The sequence below is a fragment of the Lysobacter sp. yr284 genome (genome assembly GCF_900107375.1).
In the GTDB taxonomy this organism is placed as follows: Bacteria; Pseudomonadota; Gammaproteobacteria; order Xanthomonadales; family Xanthomonadaceae; genus Lysobacter.
Genome location: NZ_FNPT01000010.1, coordinates 99,235 through 114,246 on the forward strand (window position 1 = coordinate 99,235; position 15,012 = coordinate 114,246).

Below are 15,012 nucleotides of genomic sequence, written 5' to 3' on the forward strand. Positions count from 1 at the left end.
TCGGAGGCGACCATGAAAGGCTACTTTACCCTCGTCCTTGCCGCCGGCCTCGGCCTGGCGGCGCTGCCGTCGGCCGCGCAGGACTGCACGGTCTATCAGCACCGCGATTACCAGGGCGCCCATTGGGGCCTGGGTGCGGGCGAGCGCCTGGCCGGGCTCAGGGACCCCGGCATCAACCAAACCTGTTCCCACAGCGATTGCCAGATTCACTGGAAGGCCGACTGGAACGACCAGATTTCGTCGTTCCGCGTCCGCAGCGGCTGCACCGTCACCTTGAGCGAGCACATCGACGGCAGCCGCATCCCGCCGCGCGGCTATGGCGCGCATTTCCGCAGCAACAAGAGTTACCGCTATGTCGGCAGCCGCTGGAACGACAAGGCCTCGCTGGTGGAATGCGCCTGCCGGAATTGACCGGAATCGATTCGCAGCTTGGGCGAGCGTTCGCATGCGCTCGACCGCAGGGCGCAGCGGCCGAGGGGTCGAATTCTTGCCCAAGTCCGGTCGGCCAAGCGTCGGATCTGGAGCGCTCCTGCAAGCGTTTCCCGACCCCGACCCGATCGAGTCGAATCCCTAATGGCTTTGCCATGAATTAACTGTGGCCGCCAATACATTTTTGAAGATCGCAACAAAGCGCTTGTGCCTGTCGGTGAAGCAAGCTGGATGCAATTCGCGCTTGTGTTACGCTCGAAGTATGAAATCAAAGGAGTGATTCATGTCTGAAACAACCGTCTACGAAACCCTCGTCGCCGTGTTCCGCGACGAACTCGCGATCGACCCCGCCCGTGTCCACCCCGGCGCCGCGCTGATCGGCGAACTGGGCTTCGACTCCATCGCCTTCGCCATCGGCCTGGTGTCGATCGAGGAACAGCTGGGCGTGACGCTGCGCCAGGAAGAACTCATCGTCTGCAAGACGGTCGCGGACGTGGTCCAGCTCATCGAACGCACCTGCAATCGCGTCGCGCCCGCCGCCGCAATGCCCGCCACCGCCGGACTTCCCGCCCCGTAACGCCCGGGGGCCGGGACGGATCGCCTCCGTCGCCGGCCGCGCGGAACCGGAAGATCAAGGACCGATCGGATCATGAGCAGATTCACCCACGACGTATTCGTCGCCGCGCCCGCGTCCGGCAAAGGCCTGGTCACGGGCGAGCCGCAACAGCCCGTCCGGCGTACGTGGCAGGACATCCATGAGATCGCACGCCGCATGGCCGGCGCGCTCGCCGCGGCCGGCGTGAATCCCGGCGACGCGGTCGGCGTGCTGATGGGCGAGCCCGCCGGCATCGCCCCGGCGATCCAGGCCATCTGGATGCGCGGCGCGTCGGTGACGATGCTGCACCAGCCCGGTCCGCGGGCCGACCTCGACGCCTGGGCGGAAGACACCTTCGCGGTGCTCGACATGATCGGCGCCAAGCTCGCCGTCGTCGGCGACGCGTTCGCGCGCACGCTGCCGATCTTCGAAGCCAAGGGCATGACCGTCGTCGGCGCCGACACATTGGCCGAGGGCACCGCCATCGAACCCGTGCAGTGCGGCGAGGACGACATCGCATTCCTGCAGCTGACCTCGGGCTCGACGGGGCTGCCGAAGGCCGTGGCGATCTCGCACCGCAATCTGCACCAGAACGCGGCGGCGATGGTCGCCGCGTCCAAGCTCGACCCGCAAGTCGATGTATTGGTGAGCTGGCTGCCGCTGTTCCACGACATGGGCATGATCGGCTTCCTGGTGTTGCCCATGCAGGTGGGCGCGGAAGCGGTTTGCGCCGCGCCCGGGGAATTCCTCAGGTCGCCGCGGCTGTGGCCGTCGTTGATCGCCAAGTACCGCGGCACCATGACCGCAGGGCCGAACTTCGCCTACGCCCTGCTCGCGCGCTACCTGCGCGCGGCCGCCGACGGCGCGTTCGACCTGTCGTCGCTGCGCTTCGCGCTCAGCGGCGCCGAGCCCATCGATCACGCGACCGTCGCCGCGGTGCTCGAATCCGGCGCCCGCTTCGGGCTCGACGACAAAGCCTTCGTCGCCGCCTACGGGATGGCGGAAGCCACCCTCGCCATCTCGTTCTCCGAAACCGGCGAGGGGGTGCAGTTCGATGCGGTGGATCAGGCCGCGATCGAACTCGAATCGTACGCGACGCCGCGCAGCGACGACGCCGCGCGGCGCCTGGCCAGGCTCGGCAAGCCGGTGCCCGGCATCGAGATCCGCGTCGGCGACGCGGCCGGCGCCGACGCCAAGGCGCGCACGGTCGGCGAACTCAAGATCCGTGGCGATGCCGTCTCGCGCTATTACCTCACCGCCAGCGGAAGGCAGTCGCTGCTCGGCGACGACGGCTGGTTCAGCACCGGCGACATGGGTTATGTCACCGAAACCGGCGAGGTCGTGGTCTGCGGCCGGTTGAAGGACATGATCATCGTCGCCGGGCGCAACATCTTCCCCGGCGACATCGAGCGCGCGGCCTGCCGCGTCGACGGCGTGCGCGCGGGCAACGCCATCGCGGTGGCGCTGGCCGCCGCGGGGATACGCGAAGAGTTCGCGGTCGTGGTCGAAGCCGGCGACAGCGCCGACGGCGAGTCGAGCGCACGCATCAAGAGCGGCGTATCCGACGCCGTCTATGCGGCCTTCGGCGTCAGCCCGCGGCTGGTCTCGGTGGTCCCGCCGCGCACGCTGCCGAAGACGCCCTCGGGCAAGCCCAAGCGCTCGGCCACCATCGCCATCGTCGAAACCGAGCTGGCCCTGCTGCAGGCCGCGCACAACCCACGACACCACGAACCGATCGGCTCGCCATGACCCTGCACATGGAAACCTCGTTTTCCGATATCGCCGCATTCAAGGAGCACCTGGACGCAGTCCTGGCGCGGGAATCGACCCGCCGGATCGTCGACGACGCGGAAGCCTCCGGCGCGTTCCCGCGCAGCATCATCGAACTGCTCGGCCGGGAAGGCATCTTCGCCGCGAAATGGCAGGAGCGCCCGGTGCCCGCGCTGGAACACACCCTGGCCTTGTCCGAGCGCTTCGGCCGGCTCGGGGCTGGCGGCATCGCCTCCGGCGTCACCCTGCACGACTCGGCGATCGCGATGCTGCGCCGGTTCGGCCGCTCCGACCGCCTGCGCGAAGTCGCCGCCCAGGCGATCGCGGGCGACGCCGTGTTGTGCATCTCCGCGACCGAGGCCGGCGCCGGCTCGGACATGCTGGGGCTCAGCTCCACCGCCGTGCGCGAAGACGGCGGCTATCGCCTGCGCGGCCACAAGAAGATGGCTTCGCCCTCGCCGGTGGCCGACTACGTGGTGCTCGCGCTGCGCGGCATCGACGACAGCCACGAAGGCCGCGACGATCTCGCGCTGTTCCTCGCGCCGACCTCGCAGCTTCGCGTCGGCAAGGCGTTCGCGACCGTCGGCGCCCGCAGCATCAGCACCGCGCCGGTGTTCTTCGACACCTGGGTGCCCGCCGAGATGATGATCGCCCGCCCCGGCACCGGCCTGGCCGTGCTCAGTTGGGCCTTGGCCCAGGAGCGTTTCGCCATGGCCGCGCAGATCCTCGGCGCGTGCCAGCTGGCGTTGGGCGTGACCGTCGCCCGGATGAAGCGACGCAAGACCTTCGGCGTCGCGCTGTTCGACCATCAGGCCTTGCGGCTGCGGGTCGCCGACTTGCAGGCGCGGGTCGACATGATGCGCCTGGCCTTGAACGGGCTGATCGCCAACGCCGCCGGCTTCAACGTGCGTTCCTGCTCGGCCGCGAAGGTCACCGTGGTCCGGCTGGGATGCGAAGTGATGTCCGAGTGCATGCACATCTTCGGCAGCGCCGGCGTGCTGGAGGCGGAATCGCCGCTCGGCCGTTGGTGGCGCGACGCGAAGATGGCGCGCATCGGCGGCGGCACCGACGAAATGCTGTGGGAGATCGTCGCCGCCGGGCTGGAGCCGGATTACGCGAGCTACGATCGACTCGTCGACGAGTGGCAGCCCGAGCCCGCGGGCTGACCGCCGGCTCAGCGCCGGCTACGCCGCGCGACCGCCGCCCCGACCCGCTGCGCATCGCGGCCGACGAAGCCGAGCAAGGCCGAGCCGCGGTTGCGCATGCGGTACAGGCCGACGAAATGCAGTCCGGATGCGCCGATGCCCGCGTCGTGCTGCGGCTGTCCGTCCGCGCCGAGCAGCTCCGCGTCCAGCCACGACCAGTCGTTGCGGTATCCGCTCGCCCACAGCACGGTCGACACCTCGATCCGCTGGCCGTCGGCGGTGATGAGTCGCGCGCCTTCGGCATCGACGGCGCGCCCGGCGAAGCCGACGCTGCGCGCGAGTTCGTCGATTTTCGTGCCGACCACCGGATCGGGCAGCGCCAGGCGCCGCGCCAGCGGCGTGTTGGTCGGCAGGCGCAGGATTCCGCACCTGGACAACCACCAGAACGCATCGCGGCCCAGTATCCGCTGCGGCAGCCGCGGCTGCCTGCGGCCGCGGCAGACCACCACTTCATGGCTGGCGGACAGCTCGGCCGCGATCTGCAGGCCCGAGTTCGCCGCGCCGATCACCGCGACCCTGCCGGCGGGAATCTGGCCGGGGTTGCGGTAGTCGTGCGAATGCAGCTGGGTCACCGACGGCGCGAGCCGCTGCGAAAACGCGGGGATGGCCGGCGTCTGGAACGCGCCGACCGCGGCCACGACCTGGCGCGCGGCGATCCTGCCGGCCGGCGTGGTCACCGTGAAGCCGTCGCCGGAGCGGGCGACCGAAACCACCGGCGTGCCCAGACGGATCGGCAGCTCGAACCTCGCCGCGTAGCTGCGGAAGTAGTCCGGCACTTCGTCCTTGACCGGGTATCGATCCGGATCGCCGGGGAACGGCAGTCCGGGCAGACCGCAATAGCGCGCCGAGGTGAACAGCCGCAACGAATCCCAGCGCGTGGTCCAGGACGCGCCGAGCTGGTTCGCGGCGTCGAGGATGACGAAACTCACGCCCGCCTGTTTGAGCGTATGGCCGACGGCGAGGCCGGCTTGGCCGGCACCGATCACGACGACGTCGATGTCGGTGGGCAGGTCGCCGCGGCCGTCGGACAGGCTCGAACTGGACATGATTACTCCGCCGCGCCGACGCGAACGGGCGTCGGCGCGGATAGCGTTGGCGGGGATGGGCGACGGCGCAGGACGGTCATCGGGCGAGCTCCCGCAGTGCGGCCACCACCTCGGCGATGTGCTGCGAGGCGAACAGGCTGTGGTGGGTGCCGGCGACGACGCGCGCGGCCACCGTGCCGCGGGTGCGCGACGACCAGCCCCAATCGGCCGCGGCCTCGCGCGGGTGCCCCGCGTATTCGCTGACCCGCCCATCGCGCGCCCGGATCAGCGCCACGTCCGCGGACACGATGCCGGGCCGGTAGCTGCGGCAGGCGTTCACGATCTGCGCGAACACCGGGTAGACATGATGCAGTTCCGTGGCGAGCAGGTCGGCGCCGGCGGTGTCTTCCCGGAACCAGTCCTGCAAGGTCGCCTCGTCGACGGCGCCGGGAGGCGGGTCCGTCGGCGCGGGCGCATCCAGCACGATCAACTGCGCCACCGTTTCCCCCGCCGCTTCGAGTTGCGCGACCATCTCCAGCGCGATCACCGCGCCCGACGACCATCCCAGCAGCGTGTACGGGCCCGGCGCCGCGGCGCGCACCTCGGCCACGTAGCGCTGCGCCAGCGCTTCGAGGGTGGCCGGCAGCGGCTCGCTCGCGGCGAGTCCGAAACTGGCGCGATCGAGATCGCGCGCCAGCTCGCGATAGGCGGCGACCGACCCGCCGGCCGGATGCACCATGAACAACGCCGGCCCGGTTCCGGGGTGCAGCGGCACCAACGCGTTGGACAGCCGCTGCCCGGTCACCAGGCTGGCCAGGCGCGCGACGGTGCGCGACTCGATCAGCCCGCCGAGCGAAACTGCGATCTTGGCCTTCGAGCGAAGCGCAGCCACCGCGCGCAACGCGGTGAAGGATTGCCCGCCGAGGTTGAAGAAGTCGTCTTCGACGCCGATGGTTTCCACGCCCAGCACGTCTTTCCACACCGCGACGATCTGACGCTCGAGCTCGGTGCGCGGGGCGACGTACTCGGCGCCGGCCTCGGCGCTGGGTTCGGCCAGCGCGAGCAGCGCGGCGCGGTCGAGCTTTCCGTTGGAGGTGACGGGCAGGCTGGCGATCACCGTGATCTGCCCGGGAACCAGATAGCTCGGCAGCCGCTCGACCAGGCTGGCGCGGATGCGCTCGCCGTCGCCGGGGCTACCGCCTTCCTGAAGGACCACGAACGCGCGCAGTTGCTTTTGCCGGGCCTCGCCGGCCACGACGACGACGGCGTCCTTGACCCGCGGATCGGCGGCCAGCACGTGCTCGACTTCGCCGGGCTCGACTCGATGCCCCTGGATCTTGCATTGCGCATCGATGCGCCCGATCAGCTCGATGTTGCCGTCGGGCAGCCGGCGGCCGAGATCGCCGGTGCGGTAGATCCGCTCGCCGGTGGCGCGGTGGGTCGCGAACGCCGCCGCGGTCTTGTCGGGATCGCCCCAATAGCCCTGCGCCAGGCCGACGCCGCCGATATGCAGTTGGCCCGTGGTCCAGGTCGGCGTTTGGTCGCCCTGCTCGTCCAGCACGTACCAGGGTTGGTTCGCCATCGGCCGGCCGTAGGGGATGCTGCGCCACTTCGGATCGACCGCATCGATGGGATGCCAGATCGACCAGATCGACGCCTCGGTCGCGCCGCCGAGGCTGATCACTTTCGCATTCGGCGCGATCGCCTTGATGTCTTCGGGCAGCGACAGCGCGATCCAGTCGCCGGACAGCATCACGATGCGCAGCGCGGGCAGCTGCACGCCTTCGGCGCGCGCGACATCGACCAGCAGCTGCATCAACGCCGGCGCCGAATTCCACACCGTGACCTGCCGCTCGAGCATCGCCGCCAGCCACGCGTGCGGGGTGTGGTCGGCGGGATCGGGCAGGACCAGCGTCGCGCCCGCCATCGCCGCACCGAAGATGTCGTAGACCGACAGGTCGAACGACAGCGACGACACCCCGAACAGCACGTCCTGCGCGACGATGCCGAGCTCGCTGTTGACGTCGAGGATCGTGTTGACCGGCCCGCGATGATCCAGCGCGACGCCCTTGGGTTGCCCGGTGGAGCCGGAGGTGTAGATGACGTACGCCAGCGCGGACGGGTCGAGGCCGCCCGGCAGTTCCACGCTGGCGCAGTCCGCGCTGGCGCTGGCTGCGGCGGCGCCGCGGACCTGGATAACCGGCACGCCCTGGCATTCGCCGGCGTCGGCGCCGAGGACGGCCGCTGCGCCGATGTCGCCGACCAGTTGCTCGATGCGCCGCTGCGGCCACGCCGGGTCGATCGGCACGTACGCGGCGCCTGCGAGCAGCGCCGCATGCACCGCGATCATCTGCGCAGTGCCCTTGGCCAGGACGATGGCGACGCGATCGCCCGGGCGGACGCCGTGGGCGCACAGCGCCTTCGCCAGGGCCTCGGCGGCCGCGGCCAGTTCGCCGTAGCTCAACGCATCGTCGCCGCAGACGACGGCCGCACGCTCGGGCGAAAGGCAGGCTGCGAGCGTCAGGCCGTCCGACAGGCGGCCCGCATGCAGCGGCCGCGTGGGGCCGGCTTGCGTCGGCGCCGCCGCGCTGTCGGGCGCTACCAGCGTCGTCGTCGCCAGCCATCCGTCCGGATCGTCGGCCAACCTGCGTATCAGCGCTTCGTGCGCAGCGCACAGCGCATCGATGAACCCCGCGGGGAACGCCGCCTCGACGACGTCCCAAATGATTTCGACGCGGCCGCCGCGAAGCGCGAAGAACTGGTGATCGAGCAACACCTGCGGCGTCGCCAGCTTGCTGTAGCCGAACGCTTCCTGCTCGCCTCCGGCCAAACCCGAGGAGACCACGAACGGACACGCGGCGCGGCCTTGCGAACGGTGGCGGGTATTCAAGGCTTCGAGCACGTCGACGCCCGACCAATCGGTGCGCCCGAGGTCGCCGATGATCGTCGCCTGCAGGCGGCGCGCGCGTTCCTGCAGCGACGCCGTCCCGCGCCAATCGAATTCGAGCGGATAGATCGCGCCGAGATTGCCCAGCACCGACTCGGCGCCGGGAATCCGCCTGAGCAGGCGGCGCGTGATCATCTGGTTGAGGATGAAATGGCGCGAGCCGCTGAAACGCGCGACGATTTCGCCGTACACCGCGAGCAACGCCGTCGTCGGGCTCATGCCGTGCAGCGTGGCGCCGGCGGTGAAAGCGCTCCAGGCCGCCGCGTCGAGCAGCAGACGGCGCCGGTTCAAGCCCGGGTTGCCGTGCAGGCGCGCGGTCGGCAGGTCGGGCGGTGCGGGCAGCGCCGCCACGCGCTCGGCCCAATAGGCGCGCGCGCGGTCGGCGGCCTCGTGCCGCTGCGCCAACGCGGAGGAAACCGCTTCGATGCTCACCGGGTCCGCGGGCAGTTCGATCTGCGGATTCGCGTAGTACTGCTCGATCTCGCAAAGCAGGCGCAGCCCCGACGACTGGTCGAGAAACAGGTTGCTGAAGTTGACGTGCAGCCGCACGTCGCTCTCGCCGTAGCGCGTGAGCTGGAAGTCGAGCCAGGGCCAGCGGTCCATCGGCAGCGGCTGATTCGCCATCCGCTGTCGAATCTGCAGCAGCCCTTGCGTGGTCGCCAGCTCGGAGCGCCCGCGCAGGTCCCAGACGGCCACGTGCGGCGGCTGTACGTCGTCGACCTGGCGCAGCCGCAGATCCGGCGTCACCGCGACGATGTTGCGCCGGTGGCGCTCGATCACGCGAGCGATCGCGGACACGAAGCGATCGATATCGAGGCCGGGGCGTTCCACCTCGAAATAGAGGTGCGGATGCAACGCGTACTCCATGCCGTCGGAAGCGCTCACGACGAGCAGGCGTTGCATGTCGGTCAGCGGGAAATCGGCGCGGGCGGGACTGACGTCCGGCACTGCGATGGTCCCGTCGTTCGAGGGCGGGCTCACTAGCACGGGTTCTCCTTACCCTATACCTGTTTCGTCCTTCGGCCGGACACTACATTGGCGCCTACAGGGCGTCAACCGAGCACATAAGTCGTCGAGAATCCTCGCGCTGCGCCTGGAAAAAAGCAGGACGCTGCCCAGAATGACGCTTAATTACATTTTCTCGTCTCGCGTTCCGCGATTCGCGCCGGCGCCCCTGTCAGACACGGAAAAACCGGCCGCGACCGGTCGGCGATGGCCCCATCGAGGGCAGGCAGGAACGACCGCGGCCGGTATCTACACCCGCCCCATCGCCCTGGCCGGTGCGTGCCCTTGCGCGGAACGCCGGAGCCGATCACCCGCGGGCCGGCGCGCCGTCGTCGAGAAAAAAATCCGCGGCCGCGGCGAACACCCGCTGCGGGTCTTCCAGTTGCGGAAAGTGGCCGACATCGTCCAGCACCACGACATCGGCGTGCGGGACGAGTTCGCGATAGCGTTCGCACATGTGCAGCCCGCTGACCGGATCGAGCGCGCCGCAGACCAGGCGCACCGGCATCCGCGCGGTTTGCAGCGCGCCGACCCAGCGCGAACGTTCGCGCCGGCGCTCGGCCATGTACCCGAGCAGCGACGGCACCGCATGCAGGCCTTGTTCGTGCTGCAGCAGCGCCCAGTACTCGTCGACCCCCGCCTCGCCGAGCGGCCGCGTCGGCGAGAACAAGGCGTTGAGGCTGCGCGCGAAACTGCGCCGGCTCATCAGCCCGACCAATCCGGGCCCGAGCGGCGATGCGAGCAATCGCTGGATCAGCCGCGCCCGATGGGTTTCCGGAAACAGGCCGCCGTTGAGCAGGCACAGGCGAACGATGCGCAGCGCGGCGTTCGCGTCGCCCTGGCCGCTCCGGGCGAGCAGTTCTTGCGCGACCGTGTCGCCGTAATCGTGGGCGAGCACGAACGCGGCGTCCCAGCCGTAATGATGCGCGACCGCTTCGGCCAGGTCGGCCTGCTCGCGCACCCGGTAGCCGTGGCCGCGCGGTTTGGCGGAAAAGCCCAGGCCCAGCAGATCGAAGGCGAGCACCTCGAAGCGCGAGGTCAGCATCGGCCACATCGGCGCCCAGTCCAGGCTGCTGGTCGGGAAACCGTGGATCAACAACAGCCGCGGCCCCGCGCCCGCGCGGCGGCAGTAGATGCGCCGGCCGCGCACGAGGATGAATTCGCCGGCGTCCCGCCACGCGCGCAACGCGGGAAAGCCATCGATGGCTGTTCGCATACCCGATGCCCCGATGCGATGATCCTGGCGGAGTATAGACCGCACCCCGTCCGAGACCGCCCCACGGGGCGCACGCTTTCGCTTCACTCCCGAGCCTTCCGATGAGCGCCGCAGACCGCCCGCACGACCACGACACCCCCTGGTATTTCGAACCGCTCGGCGAGCTGCGTTTCGCGCCCAGCGCCCATGTCGGCGGCGGCTGGAACCCGCGCGAGCAGCACATCGCGCCGGCGTTCGGCTTGCTGACGCATCTGATCGAGCGCGATCGCGACCGACGCCGCGACGACGGCCTCGTCCTCGGCCGGCTGTGCTTCGATATTCACGGCGTGCTGCCGATGGCGCCGTTCGAGGTCGAGCTGGAGGTGATCCGGCCCGGCCGGACCATCGAACTGGTGGAAGCGCGCATCGTGCACGGCGGGCGCACCGCGGTGGTGCTGCACGCGTGGTGGCTGGCCCGGACCGACACCGCCGGCCTGGCCGGAACGCCGCAACCGCCGCTTCCTGCGCCCGAGCGACTGCCGCCGTGGGACTTCGGCAGCGTGTGGCCGGGCGGCTTCGTGCGCAGCGTGCGCGCGCGGCGACGCGAGCAGGCGCCGGGGCGCTGCGCGTTCTGGGTCGATACCGACATCGCGTTGCTGCAGGGCGAAACCGTCAGCCCGACGGCGCGGCTGATGGGGCTGGTCGACATCGCCAACGGCGCGACGCCGCGGGTCGCGCCGGAGCAAGCGGTATTTCCGAATCTCGACCTCACCGCGCACCTGTTGCGCGCACCGGTCGGCGGGTGGATCGGGTTCGATACCTCGGTCAGCTTCGGGCCCGACGGGATCGGGCTGACGCACAGCTGGGTCCACGACCGCGAGGGGCTGGTGGGAACGGTCAGCCAGTGCCTGACGGTGCGGCCGGTGGCCATGCCGCCGGGCCGCTCCCTGTAGGCGCGGCGCAAGCCGCGACCGCGAATCCCGGTTTGCGGCGCGAGCGGGTCGCCCTGCGGTCGCGGCTAGCGCCGCGCCTACAGGGGTTCAGCGGTTGAGCGACTCAGCGTGGCGCACCTGCCCCGCCCCGCGCACCACGAAGCGCTCGATGGTCAGCGACTCCACGCCCATCGGGCCGTAGGCGTGCAGGCGCGTGGTGGAGATGCCGATCTCCGCGCCCAGGCCGAGTTGGCCGCCGTCGTTGAAGCGCGAGGACGCGTTGACCATCACCGCCGAACTGCGGGTGCGGCGGACGAAGGCGTCGGCGGCGGCGGGGTCGGCGGTGGCGATCACTTCGGTGTGGTCGGAGCCGTACTGCGCGATGTGCGCCAGGGCGTCGTCGAGGCCGTCGACCACGCGCGCGGCGATGATCAGGTCGAGGTATTCGGCGGCGTAGTCGCCGTCGTCGGCCGCCGCCACCTCGAAACCGCCCTCGCCCGCCAGCGCGCGGATGCGTTCGCAGCCGCGCACCTGCACCCCGCGGCCGGACAACGCCGCCAGCGCGCGCGGCACGAACGCAGGCGCGATGTCCTGGTGCACCAGCAGCGTTTCCAGCGCGTTGCACACGCCCGGGCGCGAGGCCTTGCCGTCCACCAGCAGGTTCAGCGCCAGCTCGAGGTCGGCGGCGCGGTCCACGTAGAGATGGCACACGCCCTTGTAGTGCTTGATTACCGGCACGCGCGCGTGCTCGGCGACGAAGCGGATCAGGCTCTCGCCGCCGCGCGGGATCGCCAGGTCGATCAGTTCGGACAGCTGCAGCAGCTCCAGCACGTGTTCGCGCGCGGTGTCCTCGATCAGCGACACCGCGGCGACGGGCAGGCCGCGTTCGCGCAGCGCGGTGTGCAAGGCCGCGGCGATGGCGGCGTTGCTGGCGCGCGCTTCCGAGCCGCCGCGCAGCAGCACGGCGTTGCCGGCCTTCAGGCACAGCGCGGCGGCATCGGCGGTCACGTTGGGCCGCGATTCGTAGATCATCGCGATCAATCCCAGCGGAACGCGCCTGCGTTCGATGACCAGACCGTCGGCGCGGGTTTCGCTGCGGGTGACGCCGTCGAGCGGATCGGGCTGCGCGGCCACCTCGCGCAGGGCGCCGGCGATGGCGTCGAGGCGTTGCGGGTCCAGGCGCAGGCGGTCGAGCATCGCCGCGCTGAGGCCGGCGGCTTCGCCGCGGGCCACGTCTTCGGCGTTGGCGGCGAGGATGGCGTCGGCCTGCGCATCGAGCTGCCCGGCCATCGCCGCGATCAGCGCGGCGCGCTCGGCGCCGTCGAGCGCGGCCAGGACCCGCGAAGCCTCGCGGGCGCGTTCGGCCAGGGTGCGTACGTAACCGCTCACGGCGTTGCCTCGTTCTTGCCCGACAGGTGGGTCGCAGGTTCGATTCCTGTTTCCGGAACCGCGGTTGCGAAGGCCGCTTTGTCGCCCAGCATCACCAGATCGTCGCGATGCACCACCGATTCGCCATAACGGAAGCCGAGCACGGCTTCGATGTCGCGGCTGTGCCGGCCCTTGATCCGTCCCAGTTCGGCCGAGTTGTACTGCACCAGGCCGCGGCCGACCGCTTCGCCGCCTTCGGCCACGCGCAGTTCGACCACGTCGCCGCGGCGGAATTCGCCCTCCACCGCGACCACGCCGCCGGGCAGCAGCGAGGCGCCGCGTACGCGCAGCGCGTTGGCGGCGCCGGCGTCGATGCGCAGGCCGCCGCTGGCGGGCGCGTGGCGCAGCCATTGCTTGCGCGCGCGCAGGCGGTCGCTCTGCGCGGGCACCAGGGTGCCGTGCAGGGTGCCGCCGGCCAGGGCGTCGACGACATCGCCGTCGCGCCCGCAGAACAGCGCGGTGGCGATGCCGGCGGTGGCGGCCTTGGCCGCGGCTTCGAGCTTGGTGCGCATGCCGCCGGTGCCGAGCGCGCCGGCGCCGCCGCTGGCGGCGAGCAGCAGTTCGGGGGTGACCGCGACGACGCGTTCGATCGGGCGCGCGCTCGGGTCGCGCTGCGGGTGGCCGCTGTACAGGCCGCCGATGTCGGTGGCGATCAGCAGCAGGTCGGCGTCGACCAGCGAGGCCACCGCGGCGGCGAGGTTGTCGTTGTCGCCGAGCTTGAGCTCGTCGACGGCGACGGTGTCGTTTTCGTTGATCACCGGCAGCGCGCCCAGGCGCAACAGCTCGCGCAGCGAGGCGCGGGCGTTGAGGTAGCGGCGGCGGTTGCGCAGGTCGTCGTGGGTCAGCAGCACCTGCGCCACCGGCACGCTCGACAATTGCTGCCAGAACGCGATCAGCGAGGCCTGGCCGAGCGAGGCCAGCGCCTGCCGCAGCACCAGCCCGTCGCCGCCGGCCTTGATCCGGCTGCGCCCGGCGGCGACCGCGCCGGACGAGACCAACACCACTTCGCGCTGCTGTTCGCGCGCGCTTTCGATGAAACGCGCCAGGCCCGCGGCATGGCGCGGGTCGAGCCCACCGCCGTCGAACCCGGCCAGCAGGCTGCTGCCGACCTTGAGCACGGCGCGGCGCCAGTTCGGCAAAGGCTGCGCAGCGAAGTCCTTTGCCGTGGCGCTCATGCGAGGTCCTTCAAACGCGCTTGCAGCACGTCAAGGCGCAGGTCGGCGGCGGCGCCGGGCGAGACGCGCGCGGCCAGGCTCGCTTCCGGGTCGCCCTGGGCCCAGCGCGCCGGGTCGGCGGCCTGCTTGTAGGCGTCGCGGAACGGCAGGCCCTGGCGGGCCAGATCGACGGCGAGGTCGGTGGCGTACATCGACGGATCGAGCGCGGCGCGCAGCGCCTGCGGCTTCCACTCCAGGTTGCGCAGCAGGTCCGGCAGCAGTTCCAGCGCGCCCAGGCCGCGGCCGAAGGCGTGGAAGATCGCGCCCTTGGAGAACTGCAGGTCGCGGTGATAGCCCGAGGGCAGCGACAGCAGGTTCTCGATCTCGGTGCGCGCGGCGGCGACGGCGGCGTAGCTGGCGCGCATCAGTTCGATCACGTCGGGGTTGCGCTTGTTCGGCATGATCGAGCTGCCGGTGGTGTATTCGGCCGGCAGCGCGACGAAGCCGAATTCGGCGCTGGTGAACAGGCTCAGGTCCCAGGCCAAGCGGCGCAGGTCGAGCAAGGCCGTCGCCAGCGCGTCGATCGCGCCGAGTTCGAACTTGCCGCGCGACAGCTGCGCGTAGGCCGCGGCCACCTGCATGCGGCCGAAGCCGAGCGCGGCGGTGGTGTGGTCGCGCGCCAGCGGCAGGTTGACGCCGTAGCCGGCGGCGCTGCCGAGCGGGTTGGCATCGACCCATTCCAGCGACTGCCGCGCGCGCACCGCGTTGTCGATGAAGCCTTCGGCCCAGGCCGCCCACCACATGCCGGCGCTGGACACCACCGCGCGCTGCAGATGGGTGTAGCCCGGCATCGGCAGGTCGCGTTCGGCGCCGGCGCGCGCCAGCGCGACCTCGGCGGTCTCCACGCACAGCGCGTAGACGCGCGCGAGCCGGTCCTTGAGCCACAGCCGGGTGGCGACCAGGATCTGGTCGTTGCGGCTGCGGCCGGTGTGGATCTTGCGGCCGGCGTCGCCCAGGCGCTCGATCAGGCGGCCTTCGATCGCGGAGTGGCCGTCCTCGAAGCGTTCGTCGAGGACGAAGCGGCCGGCCTGGAAGTCCTCGGCCAGCGCGTCGAGCTCGCGCGAGAGGCCGTCGAGCTCCTCGGCGCTGAGGATGCCGATCTGCTGCAGGCCCTGCGCATGCGCGCGGCTGGCCTGGATGTCGAACACGAAGAACTCGCGGTCGAGGATCACGTCCTCGCCGGCGAGGAAGTTCTGGATGCGCGCGTCGACCTTGACGCCGGGTTTTTGCCAAAGCAGATCGGACATGGGGGCGTTCGCTCGGATGC

11 protein-coding genes are annotated in these 15,012 nt (G+C 70.8%); 5 read left to right on the forward strand and 6 right to left on the reverse strand.

The annotated features are described in order from the left end of the window. The first annotated feature begins 12 nt into the window (after positions 1–12). The 4 genes from BLV01_RS15690 (at position 13) to BLV01_RS15705 (ending at position 3,960) form a co-directional block, all read left to right on the forward strand. A complete protein-coding gene (locus BLV01_RS15690) occupies positions 13–411 on the forward strand; it encodes a hypothetical protein (protein ID WP_091801584.1) in 399 nt (132 codons plus the stop codon). Between the two features lie 301 nt (positions 412–712). Further along, positions 713–1,006 (forward strand): acyl carrier protein, encoded by a 294-nt coding sequence (locus BLV01_RS15695; protein WP_091801587.1) that lies wholly within the window; start codon positions 713–715, stop codon positions 1,004–1,006. Between the two features lie 72 nt (positions 1,007–1,078). Then, on the forward strand, positions 1,079–2,773 hold the full coding sequence (locus tag BLV01_RS15700) for a fatty acyl-AMP ligase (protein ID WP_091801590.1): 1,695 nt from the start codon (positions 1,079–1,081) through the stop codon (positions 2,771–2,773). Further along, positions 2,770–3,960, forward strand: a complete 1,191-nt coding sequence (locus tag BLV01_RS15705; protein ID WP_091801593.1) for an acyl-CoA dehydrogenase family protein — start codon at positions 2,770–2,772, stop codon at positions 3,958–3,960. Before BLV01_RS15700 ends, BLV01_RS15705 begins: the two co-directional genes overlap by 4 nt. Before the next feature lie 8 nt (positions 3,961–3,968). Here the strand turns inward: BLV01_RS15705 and BLV01_RS15710 are convergent, their stop codons facing one another. The 3 genes from BLV01_RS15710 to BLV01_RS15720 form a co-directional block, all read right to left on the reverse strand. Continuing rightward, the gene (locus BLV01_RS15710; protein WP_091801596.1) at positions 3,969–5,045 is read right to left on the reverse strand and encodes a flavin-containing monooxygenase; all 1,077 of its coding nucleotides are present in this window, start codon (positions 5,043–5,045) and stop codon (positions 3,969–3,971) included. Positions 5,046–5,121: 76 nt separating this feature from the next. Beyond that, positions 5,122–8,952, reverse strand: a complete 3,831-nt coding sequence (locus BLV01_RS15715; protein ID WP_139178759.1) for a non-ribosomal peptide synthetase — start codon at positions 8,950–8,952, stop codon at positions 5,122–5,124. A 331-nt stretch (positions 8,953–9,283) separates the two neighbouring features. After that, positions 9,284–10,162 (reverse strand): alpha/beta fold hydrolase, encoded by an 879-nt coding sequence (locus BLV01_RS15720; protein ID WP_175485998.1) that lies wholly within the window; start codon positions 10,160–10,162, stop codon positions 9,284–9,286. A 131-nt stretch (positions 10,163–10,293) separates the two neighbouring features. Between BLV01_RS15720 and BLV01_RS15725 the strand changes: the two genes are divergently transcribed. Then, the gene (locus tag BLV01_RS15725) at positions 10,294–11,124 is read left to right on the forward strand and encodes a thioesterase family protein (RefSeq protein ID WP_091801607.1); all 831 of its coding nucleotides are present in this window, start codon (positions 10,294–10,296) and stop codon (positions 11,122–11,124) included. 87 nt (positions 11,125–11,211) lie between these two features. Here BLV01_RS15725 and BLV01_RS15730 read toward each other — a convergent pair whose 3' ends face one another. The 3 genes from BLV01_RS15730 to argH are packed head-to-tail and all read right to left on the reverse strand — an operon-like array spanning position 11,212 to position 14,992. Further along, positions 11,212–12,492 carry a glutamate-5-semialdehyde dehydrogenase gene (locus BLV01_RS15730; protein ID WP_091801610.1) on the reverse strand — a complete coding sequence of 427 codons (1,281 nt, stop codon included), beginning with the start codon at positions 12,490–12,492 and terminating at the stop codon, positions 11,212–11,214. Next, the gene (gene proB / locus BLV01_RS15735; RefSeq protein WP_091801613.1) at positions 12,489–13,706 is read right to left on the reverse strand and encodes a glutamate 5-kinase; all 1,218 of its coding nucleotides are present in this window, start codon (positions 13,704–13,706) and stop codon (positions 12,489–12,491) included. Before proB ends, BLV01_RS15730 begins: the two co-directional genes overlap by 4 nt. Further along, complete coding sequence (argH, locus tag BLV01_RS15740) at positions 13,703–14,992, reverse strand: argininosuccinate lyase (protein WP_091801616.1); 1,290 nt, start codon at positions 14,990–14,992, stop codon at positions 13,703–13,705. Before argH ends, proB begins: the two co-directional genes overlap by 4 nt. Between the last annotated feature and the right edge of the window lie 20 nt (positions 14,993–15,012).